Raw genomic sequence first — 16,877 nt, forward strand, 5'->3', positions numbered from 1 at the left:
GGCGGCCGGGTGCTCGACCTCAACGGCGAGCACATCAACGGGACGTACGTCACCGGGTGGGTCAAGCGGGGCTGGCTTCGGCCGGCCCCGCGACGGCTGCCAACCCGGTCACTCCGGGCAACTTCACCGGCTTCGGCTTCGACCAGTGCCAGGCGCCGTCGCAGACCGCGATGGACCAGTGGTGGAAGACCTCGAACTTCACCGGCGTGGGCATCTACATCGCAGGCAAGTCTCGTGCCTGCCGCACCCAGACGTACCTCTCGGCCACCTGGGTGCGCAACCAGCAGGCGCGCGGCTGGCGGCTGCTGCCGATCACGCTCGGCCCGCAGGCATCGTGCAACGCGCGCTATCCCCGCTACGGCGACGACCCGAAGATCAACCCCGACCCGGCTGACGGGTACGCGGCGGCGAGGCGTCAGGCGATCAACGAGGCCAACGCGGCAGTCACCGCCGCCAAGGGCTACGGGATCGCGGCCGGCAGCACGATGTTCTACGACCTCGAGGCCTTCGACATCACCAACCGGGTCTGCCGCGAGTCGGCGATGTGGTTCATCTCGGCGTGGAGCTACCGGATCAAGGTGCTCGGCTACCGCTCGGCGATGTACTCCAGCGCCTCGTCGGGGATCAAGGCGATCTACGACGTCTGGCGCGCCCAGCCGAGCGGGTTCACCTTCCCCTCGGATCTGTGGATCGCCGACTGGGACGGCAAGGCGAACACGTCGACGACGTACATCCCGGACTCGGTGTGGAGCGACCACGACCGCGTCAAGCAGTATCGCGGCGGCCACGACGAGACCCACGGCGGCGTCACGATCAACATCGACTCCGACTATCTCGACGTCGGCCGCGGCTCCTACGCCCCGCCGGTGGTCCGGTGCGGTGGCGTACGTGTCGACTTCGACTACTACCCCGATCTCCGCCCGGCGACGTCGACCTACACGCCTCCCGCGGCGTACGTGAAGGCGCTCAAGTGCATGCTCAGCACCCGCGGCACCTTCGACGGCGTGATGAGCGGCTACTACGGCACCGCGCTGCGCGCCGCTGTTCACAACTGGCAGCGCAGCCACGGGCTGGCTGTTCGCGACCTGTGGACCCGAGGCGCCTGGAAGACGCTGTGGGCGGCCAACCAGCACCCGATCCTGAAGCGCGGCTCCGCCGGTGACCAGGTCCGCGACCTCCAGCGCGCGCTCAACTCCACCACCCGCACAGAGGAGCGGGTCAAGGTCACCGGGGTCCTCGACTGGACCACCCACGTCGGCCTGGTCGCCTATCAGCGGCGGCTCGGGCGCACGCCCGACGGCATGGCTACGGCCGTCACCTGGTACGACCTGTCCCGCGGCCGCTGATGCGTACCTTCATCAAGGCACAGCCTCAGGCGAAAGCCTTCTCAGCCAGCGAGGTGAAGAAGCCGAGGCCGTCGGTACCGGAGCCGGTGAGTGTCTCCACGGCGTGCTCGGGGTGGGGCATCAGGCCGACGACGTTGCCGGCCTCGTTGGTGATGCCGGCGATGTCGTTGACCGAGCCGTTGGGGTTCACGTCGAGGTAGCGCGCGACGACGCGGCCCTCGTCCTCGAGCCGCTTGATGGTGTCGGCGTCGGCGACGTACTGCCCCTCACCGTTCTTCAGCGGGACCACGATCTCCTGGTCCTGGGTGAAGGCGGAGGTCCAGGCGGTCGAGGTGTTCTCGATGCGCAGCTTCTGGTCGCGGCAGATGAACTTGAGGTGGTCGTTGCGCAGCAGGCCGCCGGGGAGCAGGTGGGACTCGACGAGCATCTGGAAGCCGTTGCAGATGCCGAGCACCGGAAGGCCCTTCTGAGCGCCCTCGATGACCTCGGTCATGATCGGCGCGAAGCGGGAGATGGCACCGCAGCGCAGGTAGTCGCCGTAGGAGAAGCCGCCCGGCAGGATCACCGCGTCGACGCCCTGCAGGTCGTGGTCGCCGTGCCACAGCGCAACGGCCTCGTTGCCGCCGACACGGACGGCGCGCTGCGCGTCGACGTCGTCGAGCGTCCCCGGGAAGGTGATGACGCCGATCTTCACTTCGCGGTCTCTTCCACGCGTACGACGTAGTTCTCGATCACCGTGTTGGCCAGGAAGGTCTCGGCCAGCTTCTCGATCTGGGCGAGCGCGTCGTCGGTGACCTCGGGGATCTCCAGCTCGAACCGCTTGCCCTGACGGACCTCGGTGACCCCGGTGAACCCGAGCCGCGGCAGGGCGCCGAGTACGGCTTTCCCCTGCGGGTCGAGAATCTCGGGCTTGGGCATGACGTCGACGACAACGCGAGGCATGGCTGCAGTCTAGGTGGGCCATACGCCGCTCACCTAAACCGTTGGCACCCGCCCGGTCCGGTCTTTACGCTCGCTCCTCGTGCGCCAGCTGCTGATCGACATCACCCCGTTGCGTACGTCTCCCGCTTTCCGCCGTTTCTTCATCGGGCGGGCGGTGTCGGGGCTCGGTGGGCAGATCTCGGTGGTCGCAGTGATGTACCAGGTCTGGGAGGCGACCCACAGCCCGTTCTGGTCCGGCTGCGTCGCGATCGCCCAGCTCGTCCCGATGCTCACGATCGGGCTCTGGGGCGGCGCGGTGGCCGACCGCGCGGACCGGCGCTCGATCCTGCTGGCCACCAACCTCACCCAGCTCGTGCTGGCCCTGCTGCTGACGGCGCAGGCTCTCTGGCTGGGCACCTCCCCGTCCTCGCTCGGGCTCGTCCTGGTGCTGGTCGCGCTGATGGCCGCCGCGGGCTCGGTCGCCGCACCAGCGGGCATGGGCGTGATCCCGCGACTCCTCGCCACCGACCAGGTCGCCGCCGGGCTCGCCCTCAACCGGCTGAGCTTCCAGGGCTCGATGCTCCTCGGCCCGGCACTGGGCGGGCTGATCATCGGCTACGCCGGCCTCGAGATCGCGTACGCCGTCGACGCGGCCTCCTTCGCCGCCGGGTTCCTCGGTGTCATCGGCCTCCCCGCCCTCGCGCCCGCGACGAGGACGACCGGCGGCGGCATCCTCGAAGGTCTGCGCTTCGCGGCCACCCAGCCGGTCGTACGTGGCGTGCTCCTCGTCGACCTGGCGGCCACCGTCCTGGCCATGCCGGTCAGCCTGTTTCCGCTGGTCAACGAGGCCCGGTTCGGCGGAGACCCACGCACCCTCGGGCTGTTCCTGACCGCGATCGCCGTCGGCGGCGTGGCGGCCTCGCTCTTCTCGGGTTCGTTCACCAGACGCAGCCGGCCGGGACTGATCACGATCGGCGCTGCGGCCGTATGGGGCGCCAGCCTCGGCGCCGTCGGGCTGGTCACCTCACCGTGGCTGTGCCTCGCCCTGCTCGCCGTCGCCGGAGCGGCCGACTCGGTCAGCGTGGTCACCCGCGGCACCCTGATCCAGCTCGCCGTACCCGACGACCTGCGCGGCCGGACCGCCGCGATCGAGATGATCGTCGGCGCCGGTGGGCCGGAGGTCGGCAACCTCCGCGGCGGCGCCGTCGCCCAGCTCACCTCGGGCTCGTTCGCCCTGGTCAGCGGCGGCATCACCTGCCTGCTCGCCCTCGCCGCGGTCGGCGCCACCTCGCGCGAGATGCTCCGATTCCGCACACCGTCGCGGCATCAGTAACCCGGCGAGTCACCGCTGGGCTTCACCACCCGTGGATGCCGGCGGTCCGCAATGGCATGGCCCGCCACGTCCGGACACGCGATGATCCTGTGCTCGTGGAGACTGGAGATCCCGCGATGAGCGCACCACACATGCGGCTCGGCAAACGTGCAGAGCGTCGCAGCCATCTTGTGAAGGTCGCACTCGGCGTCGCACCACTGGCTGCCGTACTGATGGCCCGGGCGCTCGGCGCCGACGGCAGAGCCATCGAGGTCCTGATCACTGTGGCCGTGTCCTGGGTTCTGATCGCGGTCGTCATCATCGCCCTGGTCATGCCGATGATGACCCGACGCCGACGCGTCCTCGCCGGGCGGGTTCTTGCCGCCCACCCCGATGCCGCCGTCATCACGGGGTTCGCGTCGGAGGGCACCAGGGATAACGCACGGGCGCTGGGTGTGAACCTGGTCGGCCTCAACAACGGTGCGGCGATCGCTCTCGGCGTCCGCCCTGGGCTCATCGAGGTCTGGGGTATGGGCGACACGGAGCCGAGATGGGTCCTCGACCGGAGAGCGCGAGCTTTCCAGGTGCGAGTCGAACGGCTCCCTCACGCCGACCGCACCCTCCTGGGCATCTGGATCGCCGACGGTCACGCTTCCGTCGAACTCATCCCAGCCGACCGAGCCGGGCGGATCGCCGCGGTCGAGGCGGCTCTCGACGCGCTCGGCGTGGATCGCAACGATCACATCGAGCCGTAACTCGAAGATCGCAGCCACAGTGGCTGCGATCTTCGAGTTACGTTGCTGCCGGCGTACGGAATGTCCTACTTGAGCTCGCGCTTGAGGATCTTGCCGGTGGCGGTCATCGGCAGGGCGTCGACGATCTCGACGATGCGCGGGTACTTGTAGGCCGCCATCTGCTCCTTGCTCCAGGCGACGATCTCCTCGGAGGTCGCGGAGGCGCCGGGCTTCAGCACGAGGACCGCCTTGATCTCCTCACCGTGGGAGTCGTGCGGGACGCCGATCACGGCGGCCAGCGAGACCGCCGGGTGGGTCAGCAGGACCTCTTCGATCTCACGCGGGTAGACGTTGAAGCCGCCGCGGATGATGAGCTCCTTGGCGCGGTCGACGATGTAGTACCACCCGTCCTCGTCACGCTTGGCGAGGTCGCCCGAGCGGAACCAGCCCTCGTCGGTGAGCACCTCGGCGGTGGCCTCGGGGCGGTTGTAGTAGCCCTTGAAGATGTTGTGGCCCTTGATCGCGATCTCGCCGATCGCGTCGGGGGTCCACTCGATGTCGTCCCACGACGCCGGGTCGATCAGGCGCATCTCGACACCGGGGATCGGGACGCCGATCGAGCCCGGGCGTACCGGCTGGCCGTAGAGCGAGAACGACGCCACCGGCGAGGTCTCGGAGAGGCCGTAGCCCTCGAGGATGGTGACGCCGAAGCGCTTCTCGAACTCCTTGTGGATCTCGACCGGGAGGGCCGAGCCACCGGCGGCGGCGACGCGCAGATTCTTGGCGAGCGTGTCCACGTCGGTGTCCTCGGAGAGGGCACCGAGCAGGCCCCAGTACATCGTCGGTACGCCGGCGAAGAACGTGACGCTCTCCTTGAGCATCGTCGCCAGCGCGGCAGCGGCGTCGAAGCGGGGCAGCAGCACGACGGTGCCACCGAAGGCGATCGCGCCGTTCTGCACCACGGTCTGACCGAAGGCGTGGAAGAGGGGCAGCACGGCGAGATAGGTGTCAGGCCGCTCGGCCGAGGCACCGAAGAGGTCGGCGCCGGCCAGCGCGTTGTCGCGCATGTTGCGGTGACGCAGCTCGGCGCCCTTGGGCTGCCCGGTGGTGCCCGAGGTGTAGAGGATGACCGCGGTGTCGTCCTCGTCGGTGGCCACGGTGTCGAACGTCGGCGGCTGGGTCCCGATGCCCTGGCCGAGCGTGGTCACGCCCTCGATCGGCGACGCGGCGGTCGGGTCCACGGTGATCAGGAAGAAGTTCTCGACCCCAGCCTCCTGCGCGCCGGCGTGCGCCTCGGCGCCGATGGCGAGCTCCGGCGTGCCCTCGAAGGCGAAGAGGGCCTTCGCGTCGGAGTCCTTGAGGTGGTAGGCCACCTCGCGCCCCTTGAGCAGCACGTTGAGCGGCACGACGGTTGCGCCGGCCTTGAGGATGCCGAAGTAGACCATCGTGAAGTAGGGCAGGTTCGGGCTCATCAGAGCGACCCGGTCGCCCGCGCCGATGCCCTTGCTCGCCAGCAGGTTCGCGACCTGGTTGGCGGCACCGTTGATCTGGGCGTAGTTCAGACGGATGTCTCCCAGCACGATCGCGGTGCGCTCGGGATAGTTCGCCGCGGAGTCTTCGAGCAGCGAAGCGAGGTTGTACGTGGACACATGGCCTCCAGTGGTGTGCGTGTTACGCGTCACAACCTACCCGCAAGTAGCCCCCCAAGAAACACGGTCCGCGTTTTTTAGTGCGACACGTGTCTCAGAATCGGTGACCGGTGAGCTTCTCGTACGCCTCGACGTACTTCGCCCGCGTGCGCGCGACGATCTCCTCGGGCAGCTCCGGCGGCGGACCACCGGCGGCGCGGTCCCAGCCGGACTCGGGCGAGAGCAGCCAGCGCCGGATGACGTCCTTGTCGAAGCTGGGGATCGCGCTCCCGGGATGCCACTGACTCGCGTCCCAGTAGCGGGAGGAGTCGGGGGTGAGGACCTCGTCGGCAAGCACGATCGTGCGGATGCCCAGGTCGTCCTGGCGTACGCCGAACTCGAACTTCGTGTCGGCCAGGATGAGGCCGCAGCCACGGGCGATCTCGTCGGCGCGCTGGTAGACCGCCAGGGTGAGCCGGCGCACCGCGGCGGCGTCGTCCTCGCCGATCAGCTTGGAGACGTACTCGTAGGTGACGTTCTCGTCGTGGTCGCCGAGCTCGGCCTTGGTGGCCGGGGTGAAGATCGGCGGGGTGAGCCGGGAGCCATCGACCAGACCGGCCGGGAGCCGGATGCCGCAGACCTCGCCGGTCGCCTCGTACTCACGCAGGCCCGACCCGGTCAGGTAGCCGCGCGCGACGCTCTCGACGGGGAGCATGTGGAGCTTCTGAGCGACCACCGCCCGACCGGCCACCGACTCGGGGACGTCGGTCGAGAGCACATGGGTCGGCACCAGGTCCTCGAACTGCTCGAACCACCACAGCGAGAGCTTGGTGAGGATCTCACCCTTGTCCGGGATGACCGTGTCGAAGACGTGGTCGAAGGCCGAGATGCGGTCGCTGGCGACCATCAGGAGCTGGCCGGCGTACGGACCCTCCTCCAGCTCGTAGAGGTCGCGCACCTTGCCGGAGTGGAGGTGCTTCGCGCCCGGGATCGCCGGCGCCGGGGGGATGTTGAGTTCAGCCACGGGATCAGCCTAAGAGATAGTCCTCCCGAACCGTTTCTCGCTTAAGTAGACTGTTTCGAGCGATTTAAGCGGAAGGGCCGCCCATGGAGCGACGACCACAGCCAGACTTCTTGATCATCGGGGCACCGAAAGCAGGGACCACGGCACTGCACTCGGCGCTGGCGAGGCACCCTCAGGTGTTCGCCACGACACCGAAGGAACCGAAGTACTGGCTCTGCGACGACGCTCCGCCGCCGCACTGGCGCGGCCCCGGCGACAAGCACTCCCAGCAGGAGTGGGTCTGGCGGCGTACGGACTACGACCGGCTCTTCGCCGCCGCCCCCGAGCACGCGATCCGAGGTGAGAGCACGCCGTTCTACCTCTGGTCCACCAGCGCCCAGCGGCGGATCGCCCAGGAGCTTCCGAACGTGAAGCTGATCGCCGTCGTGCGCGACCCGATCGACCGCGCCTACTCCAACTGGATGCATCTGTGGTGCGACGGGCTGGAGCCGGTCGCCGACTTCCCCACGGCGTTCCGGCTCCAGGACCGGCGCGCCCACGACGGCTGGGCGCCGTTCTGGCGCTATCGCGAGCTCGGGCTCTACGGCCGCCAGCTCGACCACCTCTACGGGCTGGTCGGCGAGGACCGCGTGCTGGTGGTGCGCTACCGCGACATCGTCGACGAACCCGCCTCGACCGTCGACCGCGCCTGCCGTTTCCTCGGCATCGAGCAGGGCCATGTCGGTCACATCCCGAAGGACAACAGCAGGACGTACGTCGAGCCCGGCTGGCGCCCGAAGGTGCTCGGGCCCGTGGTCAGGGGCGGTGCCTGGCTCGCCCAGTTCGCGCCGCCGGAGGTCTGGCGCCGGAGCTACCCGCCGTTGCTGCGCCAGCTGGCGGGACCGGGCGACCACCACCGGCCCCGGCTGACCCCGGAGCAGCGCGAGCAGCTCCTGCCCGCCTTCGCCGAGGACATCGAGCTGCTGACCAAGGTGAGCGGGCAGGACTTCTCCGACTGGCTCTCCACGTCGAGCCGGGGATCGTTCCAGGAACGCGCGAGACTCGCGGAGAACCTCAGCGAACCAGCGTGATCAGGTCGTGGGCGCCGTCCTCACGGGCGGCCTCCACGTAGTAGCGGATTCTTCCGTCGGGCAGCGGAACGGCGCTGGCGTAGCGGAAGGCGCCGTCGGAGTGGGGGCTGGTGACCGGGGCCGCATCGGGGTCGGCGACCAGTCGGGTGCCGTCCCAGCGGGCGACGCCGGTGGTCTCGTACCAGTTCGACTCGGCGTCGGCGCGGCCGTCGTAGAGGACGACGAGCGGGTCGTGGGAGACGACCGTGGTGACCCGGGCCCCGCGGGCGTCCCAGCGGCCGGGGCGGCCGGCAAGGACCTCGCCGTCGTCGTGCCACTCCAGGCCGTCGGTGCTCGTCAGATAGCGAGTGGTCATCCGGTCCTCGTGGCCCGGCTCGGTGAGCGGGTGGCAGCACAGCCACATCTGCCAGGTCTGGGTCACCGGGTCGATCGCGATCACCGGGTCCTTGACCGCGACGGTGTCGCTACCGGGGTGGACGACCTGGCGGTGGCCGTCCGGGAGCCCCTCGACCGTGTCGGCGGTGAGACTGTCGACCCACCAGTGCTTGGAGTCCCACGTGGCGCAGGAGAGGTAGAGCCGCCAGCCCTGCCCGTCCGGGAGCGGGACCAGCACCGGCCGCTCCAGCGACTCGCAGCCGAACTGGTCGCGGTGGACCTCGGTCACCGTCTCGAACCGCACCCCGTCGGTCGACCGGGCGACGCTGACCGTCACCCCGCGCCCGTCCGAGAGCGGCCGCCGGTTGCGCCAGGTCAGCCAGAAGACCCCGTCGACCAGGACCGCGCTCGCGGCGCCGGCCCAGTTGCCCGGACCCTCACCGGGCGCCGGGACCACGAGCTCGGCGCCGTCGTAGGACGGGAGGGATGACAGCGTCGCGATGCTCATGGTGCCGATGATAGTCAATCCACTCACTCGACTAATCAGCCGCGCCGGGTCGCCGCGAGGTGTAACACGTCGTTCGGAGTACTACTCGCCCTATCGGAACGACCGGATAGTGCTACGAACAGCGTGTTACACCGCCGCTCGCTGTGGCATCGTTCGAGCCATGGCCGAGACAGCTGATCAGATCTATGCCCGAGTCCAGGCCGGCGGTGACCTGCCCGCACCGAGCGTGACCGAGTGGGACATCTTCCCGTGGGTCGTACGCGACGGCGAGATCGCCCCCAAGCCGCTCGCTCCCCCGGCGCCCGAGGAGCCGCGCAGCGGCGAGGACGGGGTGGACTGCACCCTGTGCGGCACCGACCTGCCGGGCGTGATCTGGCAGGACGAGAGCTGGCGGGTGAAGCACCTGAAGCAGTCCGGGCTGCCGCTGGTGCTGATCCTCGAGCCGCTCGAGCACTACGACCTGCCCGATCTCGACGAGCACCAGGCGGCGGAGTTCGGGGTCCTCACCGTGCGGCTCGCCAGGATCGTGGAGAGCCTGCCCAACATCGCCCGCTGCCACGCGATGCGGATCGGCGACGGTGCCGAGCACCTGCACATGTGGTTCCTGGCCCGCACGAAGGACCTGCTTTCCGTACGCGGCAGCTTCTCGCCCGACTGGGACGACATCCTCCCGCCCGGCCCCGAGGAGATCTGGCGCGCCGACCTGGCCGAGGTCGCCCGCAAGCTCGCCACCCACGGCGGCGAGGCACTGGTCTGATGGACCTGACCGACGAGGCAGACGTACGCCGCCTGCTGGACGTGATCGAGCAGGAGATCGTCCCGCTGACCCGTGCCGGCGTGGCCGCGGGCAACAAGATCTTCGGTGCCGCGATCGTGCGCCGCGCGGACCTCTCGACTGTGGTCGCCGAGACCAACAACGAGACCGAGAACCCGCTGTGGCACGGGGAGATCCATGCCATCAAGCGCTTCTTCGAGCTGCCGGCGGAGGACCGGCCGGCTCCCGCCGACTGCCTGCTGCTGGCGACCCACGAGCCGTGCTCGCTGTGCCTGTCGGGGATCGCCTGGTCAGGGTTTCCCGAGTTCGCCTATCTCTTCAGCCACCAGGACTCGGCCGACTCCTTCGCGATCCCCTACGACCTGGCGATCCTGAAAGGCGTCTACGCCGTCCCGGACCCCGACCGCGACGAGGTTGCGCCGGGGCGAGATCTCTACAACCGCACCAACGCCTACTTCGTCAGCACCGGACTCGCCCCGCTCGCCGACCCCGACCAGCTCGCCCGGATCACCCGGACCTACGACGAGCTCTCGGCGACGTACCAGGAGAGGAAGGGCGGCGGCGCGATCGCGCACCCCTGACTCAGTCGCCGCTGCGCCAGCGCAGCAGGCCGGCCACGGCGGAGAGCACCGCGACGACGGCACCGTAGACGTACGTCGTGGTCGTGAGACCGATCTGCGGCGTCAGCAGCCCGGCGACGACCGCCGGGATGCCGAAGGCGAGGTAGGACACGATGAAGATCACCGCGAAGACCTCCGCCCGCTCATGTGCCGGAAGGAGCGGCATGATCGAGCGCAGGATGCCGAAGAAGGCGGTGCCGAAGCCGGTGCCCGCGACGACCACCGCGACGAGGTACGCCGTCACCGAACCGGCCAGGAGTGCGGCCAGGCTGAGCACGGTGCCGGTGGCCAGTGCGGCCGTGCCGTAGAGCGTCGTCGTCCGCGCCGAGCGGTGCCGGAAGACGTACGACGCCAGCCCTCCCGCACCGGCGAGGGCGCCGATCGCCAGCCCCTGCAGGATGTGGTTGGTCACGCCAAGCTCGGAGCGCACGATCGCGGCGCCGAGGGAGAGGAACAGCCCACCGGTGGCCCAGCCGGCGAAGATCGCCGGGGCGCTACGGGCGAGCAGGCCCCGGATCGCCGGCGGCACCGCGATCCGCGGACGCAGCGAGGCCACCAGGCCCTCGTGGCGGGGCGCGGTCTCCGGTACGAGCCAGACACCTGCCGCGAGCAGCAGGGAGAGCAGGATGAGGGCGTCGAAGACGAGGAGCCGCGCGTCGGCGGCCATCTCCATCGCCACGCCGGCGACGACGGCGCCGACCGCCAGGCCTGCCATCGGGGCGACGGCGTTGACCACCGCGGCGGAACCGGGCCGCGACGGCCGCTCGAAGTCGGCCACGGCGGCGGACAGGGTCGAGAGCAGCAACCCGCTCGCGACGCCTTGCAGGATCCGCGCCTCGAAGAGGGCCGCGGCGGCGTCGGCGTCGCGGAAGAGCAGGAAGCTGGCCGCCAGGAGGACGAACCCGACGGTCACCACCGGCCGCCGGCCGACGTGGTCGGAGATCGAGCCGAACACGAGCAGCGTGCCGAGCAGAGCGACGGCGTAGACGGCGAAGATCGCCGTCATCACCCACGGCTGGAGCCCGAGGCCGACCTGGAGGTCGGGGTAGAACGGCGAGGGGGCACTGGCCCCCGCCATCATCAGCACGACCGCCCCGAGAGCCACCCCGGCCCCGAGCCGCCGCCCCGAGACGGCGTCCGTCGTCACACCGCTCACTGCCTCTGCCGACATCACCACTCCATCCATCGTTCGAATTATTTCGAACCTTTCGTTCGAGAGTACGTGCCTTCCGTCGACTGTGCAACTATTATCGAACCATGAGTTCTTCCCCGGACCTTCCGCATCCTGAGCGGTCGGAGATCTCACTGACGACCGTCCTCTTCGCGCTCAGCGACCCCGAGCGCCTGGCGATCGCCCGTCAGCTGGTCGACGGACCGCTCGACATGGCGGAGTGCCACCTGAGCAACCCGGACGTGCCGAAGTCGACCAAGTCGCACCTGATGAAGGTGCTGCGTACGTCAGGTGTGGTCCGCAACGAGGCCAACGGCCGTGGCCGACGCCTCTCGCTGCGGCGCGAGGATCTCGATGCGCGGTTCCCCGGGCTCCTCGACGTGGTGCTCTCCGCCGAAGACGGCGACGCGAAGCCCTAGCCTCGGCGCCAGGGCGCCGGGCGGCCGTGCAGGAACCACTCCATGTTGCGGGTGATCCACGGCAGCCCGAAGTAGGTCATGAACGGCAGCGTCACGACCATCACCCCGAGCACCTTCAGCGGCAGCGCCCACTCCGCGACCAGCGGGCCGAGCAGCCAGTTGGCGAGCAGGCTGACCGGGTAGAACATCAGGAAGATCGTGATCGTCTGCTTCCACCGCGGCGGGGCCGTCGCGACCCCGGAGACCTGCTCGACGTCGTAGGTGCTCGGCGGGTCGAACCAGCCCTCGATGCCGGTGCGCCGCTCGATCCGGGTCTCCTCGACGAACGGCTCGCCCGCGCCCAGCCACCAGCCGCGCTGTCGGCTGTTGTCCCAGCTGCCCAGGGTCTCGTGGGAGTCGAAGCGGTAGAGCAGGTGCCACTGGTCGGAGTCCGGTGACGGCCGCACCCAGCCCGCTCCCAGGAAGCCGGGGAACTCGCTGGCCAGCCTGATCCCCGCCTGCATCCAGGCGACCATCTCGTCGCGGCGCTCCACGGAGACTCGACGGGCGATGGTCACGGTTACCGGCTCGGACATGCCGTCCATCGTCGCAGGCACGTACGCCGCCTCCCCAGCCCTCGCATAGGTTTGCGGCATGTCTGTGGTGAAGATCAATGCAATCCAGGTTCCGGCCGAGGCGGGAGCGGAGCTCGAGAAGCGGTTCGCGGCGCGGGCGGGTGCGGTCGAGAAGTCACCGGGGTTCCTCGGTTTCCAGCTGCTGCGCCCGGTCGCAGGTGACGACCGCTACTTCGTCGTCACCCACTGGGACTCCGAGGAGTCCTTCGCGGCCTGGCGCGACGGGGATGCCCGCGCCGCGCACGCGACTCCGCCGGGCGAGGCGCCGCGCAAGCCCGTCTCCACCGGCGCCGATCTGCTGGAGTTCGAGGTCGTGCTGGACGTCAAGCCGGCGTGACGTCGGAGACGCCGGGAATGCTGACGCCTCCTCGGCGCACCAACGCCTGTTCACCCTGCTGGACGACCTTGTAGAAGTTCTCGCTCCGCCCGCGCAGCAACGGCGTGGACCCGAGGAGCGAGAGGCGGCCGTGGGCGAGCCTGCTGGCGGTGCGTACGGCCTGCCATCTCCTCTCGGCGGCTGCCGACCACGGGATGCCGTAGTGCTCGCGGACCAGCGCCGGCAGGCTGCCCTGGACGACGGTCCGGAGCGTCTCGGAGGTCGGCGGCCCGCCAGGCAGGTGGTAGCCGGCGGTGCCGGCGATGTGCCGGCCGACCAGGCGCGCCTCGTCCACGAGATACGGCTCGTCCGAGGCGAGCCAGGCGTCGAAGCGGCGGCGGAAGTCGGGATAGGACGCCGGCGCGGCCGAGGCCGGCATACCGAAGAGACCGGCCCAGGTCACGAACCCGTCGAAGAGCTCCTCGCGCTCGTCCGGGCGGAGCGGGCGGACCAGGGCGTCGTACATGAACTCGACCGAGTCGAGCGCGAACGCCGCCGTCCACCACATCAGCCCGGGGTCGGCGGCCGAGTAGGGCGACCCCTCGGGATGCGCGGGACCGCCGGGGACCTCCATCGTTCCCTCGACGGGCACGTGCCGCTTCGCCGTGAAGGCGAGCGCCCGGTCGGCCTCCTCCTTGGTGCCGAGGAAGACCGTCTCCATCAGCCGAGCGGTCAGCGCGAGCCGGGTGTAAGGCGTTGCCCGATGCACCGTGTGCTGCGCGGTGCCCACGAAGAGCCGTGGGTGCAGGCCACCGATCACCAGCGCCCGCTGTCCCCAGCTCAGCCCGACGACCCGCTGACGCATGGCACGGACGACCATCGAGTCGGCGGCGAAGTACCCGGACACACCAACAGTCTGACACCGCGTCGCGGCCGGCCGCGGCGGTTCAGGCGGGTTCGAGCGCGGGGACGACGTACTCCCTGGTCAGCGGGGCGAAGTCGGCTCCGTCGGTGATCTCGGCGAGCGTCGCCCAGCGCAGTTCCGCGATCTCGGCAGCGGCGTCCGGAGCGACCTCTCCGGTCCAGGTGAAGACCGTCGAGCGCACCAGATGACCCGGCTCGTTGGCGGCGTCCGCCTCGAACTCGCCGAGCAGCGCCAGATCCTCGACCCGAAGTCGTACGCCGAGCTCCTCCGCCACCTCGCGGACGGCCGCCTGCGCGGCCGACTCCCCCGGCTCCAGCTTTCCGCCAGGGAGCATGAACTTCGCGGTGCCGTTCTTGCGGACGGTCAGCATCCGCCCGTCACCGTCGCGGAAGACGACCGCCGCGACGGTGATCACGGGACTCAGAGGATCTCCCCGGGCACGTAGGCGGCGGCCTCGGGGTGGCGGGCGGTGACGGCCTCCACGCGGCGTACGACCTCCTGGACCTGCGCGACGGCGGCACCGGTGAACTCGATCGGGTCGGCGACCAGCGACTGGATCTGCTCCTCGGTCAGACCGAGGCGGGGGTCGGCGCCGAGCTTGGCGAAGACGTCGTTCTCGGCCTGTCCCTTGCGCATCGAGAGCGCGGTGCCGACGGCGGCCTCCTTGATCGCCTCGTGCGCCTCCTCGCGGCCGACGCCGTTGCGGACGGCGGCCATGAGCACCTTGGTGGTCGCCAGGAACGGCAGGTAGCGGTCGAGCTCGCGCTGGATCACGGCCGGGAACGCGCCGAACTCGTCGAGCACGGTCAGGAAGGTCTGGAAGAGGCCGTCGGCGGCGAAGAACGCGTCCGGGAGCGCGACGCGGCGCACGACGGAGTCGGAGACGTCGCCCTCGTTCCACTGGTCGCCGGCCAGCTCGGAGATCATCGAGAGGTAGCCGCGGAGCACCACCGAGAGGCCGTTGACCCGCTCGGTGGAGCGCGAGTTCATCTTGTGGGGCATCGCGGAGGAGCCGACCTGGCCCTCCTTGAAGCCCTCGGTGACCAGCTCGTTGCCGGCCATCAGCCGGATCGTGGTCGAGAGGTTGGAGGGGCCGGAGACGAGCTGGACCAGCGCCGAGACCGCGTCGAAGTCGAGGGAGCGCGGGTAGACCTGGCCGACGCTGGTGAAGACGTTCTCGAAGCCGAGGTGGGCCGCGACCCGCTCCTCGAGCGCGGCCAGCTTGTCGGCGTCACCGTCGAGCAGATCGAGCATGTCCTGCGCCGTGCCCATCGGGCCCTTGATCCCGCGCAGCGGGTAGCGGGCGATGAGCTCCTCGACCCGCTGGAGCCCGACCAGCATCTCGTCGGCGACCGTCGCGAACCGCTTGCCGAGCGTCGTCGCCTGAGCAGCGACATTGTGCGAACGGCCGGCCATGACGGTGGTCTCGTGCTCGGCCGCAAGCCGCGCCAGGCGGGCCAGCGTCGCGACGGCACGGTCGCGGATCACCTTCAGGCTCGAGAGGACCTGGAGCTGCTCGACGTTCTCGGTGAGGTCTCGCGAGGTCATGCCCTTGTGGATGTGCTCGTGACCGGCCAGCGCGGCGAACTCCTCGATCCGCGCCTTCACGTCGTGGCGGGTCACCCGCTCGCGGGCCGCGATCGAGTCGAGGTCGACGTCCTCGACGACCTTCTCGTACGCCTCCACGACCCCGTCGGGGACGTCGATGCCGAGATCCTTCTGGGCCTTGAGCACCGCGATCCAGAGCTGACGCTCCAGGACGATCTTGTGCTCGGGACTCCAGATCCCGGCGAGGTCGGCCGCGGCATAGCGGTTGGCGAGAACGTTGGGCACCACAGTCACGGCGGACATTCTCCCATGCTCCGTGCCCACCCCCACTAACGTGGCGGTATGGCCCTGCGGATCCTCGCCAGCCGGCCCGATCCGGCGATCTACACCCTGCCCTGGTCATTTCCCCTGGAGGACTGGCCCGATGATGTCGTGGTGCCGCTGGCCCGCGGGCTGAGCCGCCATGTCGTACGCATCGTGCGGGTGCGCAACAACATCTACGCGGTCAAGGAGACTCAGGCCGACATCGCCCGGCGTGAGTACAACATGCTGCGCGAGCTGCAGCGCCTCGGCCTGCCGACCGTGGTCGCCAAGAGCGTCGTCACCGGACGCAAGGACCGCGACGGCAACGACCTCGGCGCCGCGCTGATGACCGAGCACCTCACCTACTCGCTCCCCTACCGCGCGCTGTTCGAGCGGGGGCTCGCAGCCGACCGGCTCCCAGCGCTCATCGACGCGCTGGTCGTCCTGCTCGTACGCCTCCACCTGGCCGGCTTCTACTGGGGCGACGTGTCCTTGTCGAACGTCCTGTTCGTACGCGACGCGGCCGGGTTCGCCGCCTACCTGGTCGATGCCGAGACCGGGGAGCTGAAGCCGGAGCTCTCCGACCGGCTGCGGGAGTACGACCTCGATGTCGCCTACCAGAACATCTACGGCGAGCTGCTCGACCTGCAGGCGAGCGAGTCCCTGCCCGAGGCCTTCCCGATCGACGCGATCGTCGAGCGGCTGCAGAGCCGCTACGACGCGCTGTGGCGCGAGCTCACCGAGGAGCAGGTCTTCTCCGCCGAGGAGATGTGGCACATCGAGCAGCGCATCGAGCGCCTCCACGACCTCGGCTTCGACGTCGAGGAGCTCGACATCACGACCAGCGAGGACGGCGACACGGTGGCGTTGCGGCCGCGGGTGGTCGAGCTGGGCCACCACCGCCGCGAGCTGCGTACGCTGACCGGCCTGGACGTCCAGGACGCCCAGGCTCGGCGGATCCTCAACGACATCTCCGCCTTCCGCGCCACCCGGGAGCTCGGCGACCGGCCGATCGAGGTCGCGGCGAGCCGCTGGCTGCGCGAGGTCTACGAGCCCATCGTCGCGATGCGCCCGCCCGGCGCCGCCGCCAAGCTGACCCCGGCGCAGATGTTCCACGAGATCCTCGAGCACCGCTGGGTGCTCTCCCAGTTCGCCGGCGAGTGGGTCAAGCTCATCAACGCCGCCGAGTCCTACTACGAGGACGTCATCCAGCACCGCCCCGACGAGGCCGTCACTCCGCCCGCCGAGGACTGACCACCGAGTCTCCC

19 protein-coding genes are annotated in these 16,877 nt (G+C 69.8%); 9 read left to right on the forward strand and 10 right to left on the reverse strand.

What is annotated here, in order from left to right; translation table 11 throughout:
• A partial coding sequence (locus ABTX24_RS27385; RefSeq protein WP_350844163.1) for a glycoside hydrolase domain-containing protein occupies positions 1-1,346 on the forward strand: 1,346 nt, incomplete at its 5' end.
• Positions 1,347-1,371: 25 nt separating this feature from the next.
• Here the strand turns inward: ABTX24_RS27385 and purQ are convergent.
• Together purQ and purS are read right to left on the reverse strand one after the other, a co-directional pair.
• Positions 1,372-2,040 carry a phosphoribosylformylglycinamidine synthase subunit PurQ gene (gene purQ / locus ABTX24_RS27390; protein WP_141801401.1) on the reverse strand — a complete coding sequence of 223 codons (669 nt, stop codon included), beginning with the start codon at positions 2,038-2,040 and terminating at the stop codon, positions 1,372-1,374.
• A complete protein-coding gene (gene purS / locus ABTX24_RS27395) occupies positions 2,037-2,288 on the reverse strand; it encodes a phosphoribosylformylglycinamidine synthase subunit PurS (protein WP_160026681.1) in 252 nt (83 codons plus the stop codon). Before purS ends, purQ begins: the two co-directional genes overlap by 4 nt.
• Before the next feature lie 79 nt (positions 2,289-2,367).
• On the opposite strand from purS, the gene ABTX24_RS27400 reads away from it, so the two are divergent.
• Positions 2,368-3,600: an MFS transporter gene (locus ABTX24_RS27400; protein ID WP_350844165.1), complete on the forward strand. Its 1,233-nt coding sequence runs from the start codon at positions 2,368-2,370 to the stop codon at positions 3,598-3,600.
• A gap of 116 nt (positions 3,601-3,716) precedes the next feature.
• Positions 3,717-4,334 carry a hypothetical protein gene (locus ABTX24_RS27405; protein ID WP_350844167.1) on the forward strand — a complete coding sequence of 206 codons (618 nt, stop codon included), beginning with the start codon at positions 3,717-3,719 and terminating at the stop codon, positions 4,332-4,334.
• A gap of 65 nt (positions 4,335-4,399) precedes the next feature.
• Here the strand turns inward: ABTX24_RS27405 and ABTX24_RS27410 are convergent, their stop codons facing one another.
• Together ABTX24_RS27410 and ABTX24_RS27415 are read right to left on the reverse strand one after the other, a co-directional pair.
• Positions 4,400-5,962, reverse strand: coding sequence for a long-chain-fatty-acid--CoA ligase (locus tag ABTX24_RS27410; RefSeq protein WP_160026678.1), 1,563 nt, complete (start codon positions 5,960-5,962; stop codon positions 4,400-4,402).
• 94 nt (positions 5,963-6,056) lie between these two features.
• A complete protein-coding gene (locus tag ABTX24_RS27415; RefSeq protein WP_350844169.1) occupies positions 6,057-6,965 on the reverse strand; it encodes a phosphoribosylaminoimidazolesuccinocarboxamide synthase in 909 nt (302 codons plus the stop codon).
• 83 nt (positions 6,966-7,048) lie between these two features.
• Between ABTX24_RS27415 and ABTX24_RS27420 the strand changes: the two genes are divergently transcribed.
• A complete protein-coding gene (locus ABTX24_RS27420; protein WP_350844170.1) occupies positions 7,049-8,035 on the forward strand; it encodes a sulfotransferase family protein in 987 nt (328 codons plus the stop codon).
• On the opposite strand, the gene ABTX24_RS27425 is transcribed toward ABTX24_RS27420, so the two are convergent.
• Positions 8,019-8,918: a hypothetical protein gene (locus ABTX24_RS27425; protein WP_350844172.1), complete on the reverse strand. Its 900-nt coding sequence runs from the start codon at positions 8,916-8,918 to the stop codon at positions 8,019-8,021. The genes ABTX24_RS27420 and ABTX24_RS27425 overlap by 17 nt on opposite strands.
• 160 nt (positions 8,919-9,078) lie before the next feature.
• Here ABTX24_RS27425 and ABTX24_RS27430 point away from each other — a divergent pair, with 160 nt between their 5' ends.
• Both ABTX24_RS27430 and ABTX24_RS27435 read left to right on the forward strand, forming a co-directional pair.
• Complete coding sequence (locus tag ABTX24_RS27430) at positions 9,079-9,675, forward strand: HIT family protein (protein WP_350715812.1); 597 nt, start codon at positions 9,079-9,081, stop codon at positions 9,673-9,675.
• A complete protein-coding gene (locus tag ABTX24_RS27435) occupies positions 9,675-10,274 on the forward strand; it encodes a nucleoside deaminase (protein WP_350844174.1) in 600 nt (199 codons plus the stop codon). The genes ABTX24_RS27430 and ABTX24_RS27435 overlap by 1 nt, the downstream gene beginning before the upstream one ends.
• 1 nt (position 10,275) lies before the next feature.
• Here the strand turns inward: ABTX24_RS27435 and ABTX24_RS27440 are convergent, their stop codons facing one another.
• Positions 10,276-11,484 (reverse strand): MFS transporter, encoded by a 1,209-nt coding sequence (locus tag ABTX24_RS27440; protein ID WP_350844176.1) that lies wholly within the window; start codon positions 11,482-11,484, stop codon positions 10,276-10,278.
• A gap of 86 nt (positions 11,485-11,570) precedes the next feature.
• On the opposite strand from ABTX24_RS27440, the gene ABTX24_RS27445 reads away from it, so the two are divergent.
• Positions 11,571-11,903, forward strand: coding sequence for an ArsR/SmtB family transcription factor (locus tag ABTX24_RS27445; protein WP_160026673.1), 333 nt, complete (start codon positions 11,571-11,573; stop codon positions 11,901-11,903).
• Here the strand turns inward: ABTX24_RS27445 and ABTX24_RS27450 are convergent.
• Positions 11,900-12,478: a putative antibiotic biosynthesis monooxygenase gene (locus tag ABTX24_RS27450; RefSeq protein ID WP_350715820.1), complete on the reverse strand. Its 579-nt coding sequence runs from the start codon at positions 12,476-12,478 to the stop codon at positions 11,900-11,902. The genes ABTX24_RS27445 and ABTX24_RS27450 overlap by 4 nt on opposite strands.
• 58 nt (positions 12,479-12,536) lie before the next feature.
• Here ABTX24_RS27450 and ABTX24_RS27455 point away from each other — a divergent pair, with 58 nt between their 5' ends.
• Positions 12,537-12,854 carry an antibiotic biosynthesis monooxygenase family protein gene (locus ABTX24_RS27455; RefSeq protein ID WP_350844178.1) on the forward strand — a complete coding sequence of 106 codons (318 nt, stop codon included), beginning with the start codon at positions 12,537-12,539 and terminating at the stop codon, positions 12,852-12,854.
• Here the strand turns inward: ABTX24_RS27455 and ABTX24_RS27460 are convergent.
• From ABTX24_RS27460 to purB, 3 genes are read right to left on the reverse strand one after another with little or no spacing between them, the layout of a single operon-like run.
• A complete protein-coding gene (locus ABTX24_RS27460; RefSeq protein WP_350844180.1) occupies positions 12,841-13,740 on the reverse strand; it encodes an oxygenase MpaB family protein in 900 nt (299 codons plus the stop codon). The genes ABTX24_RS27455 and ABTX24_RS27460 overlap by 14 nt on opposite strands.
• A 40-nt stretch (positions 13,741-13,780) precedes the next feature.
• A complete protein-coding gene (locus ABTX24_RS27465) occupies positions 13,781-14,173 on the reverse strand; it encodes an NUDIX hydrolase (RefSeq protein WP_350844182.1) in 393 nt (130 codons plus the stop codon).
• A 5-nt stretch (positions 14,174-14,178) separates the two neighbouring features.
• Entirely contained in the window at positions 14,179-15,609 is a 1,431-nt protein-coding gene (gene purB / locus ABTX24_RS27470; protein ID WP_350844184.1) for an adenylosuccinate lyase, read from the reverse strand.
• 39 nt (positions 15,610-15,648) lie between these two features.
• On the opposite strand from purB, the gene ABTX24_RS27475 reads away from it, so the two are divergent.
• A complete protein-coding gene (locus ABTX24_RS27475) occupies positions 15,649-16,863 on the forward strand; it encodes a DUF4032 domain-containing protein (protein ID WP_350844186.1) in 1,215 nt (404 codons plus the stop codon).
• Positions 16,864-16,877: the final 14 nt, after the last annotated feature.

The sequence above is a fragment of the Nocardioides sp. NPDC127514 genome (assembly GCF_040302125.1).
In the GTDB taxonomy this organism is placed as follows: Bacteria; Actinomycetota; Actinomycetes; order Propionibacteriales; family Nocardioidaceae; genus Nocardioides.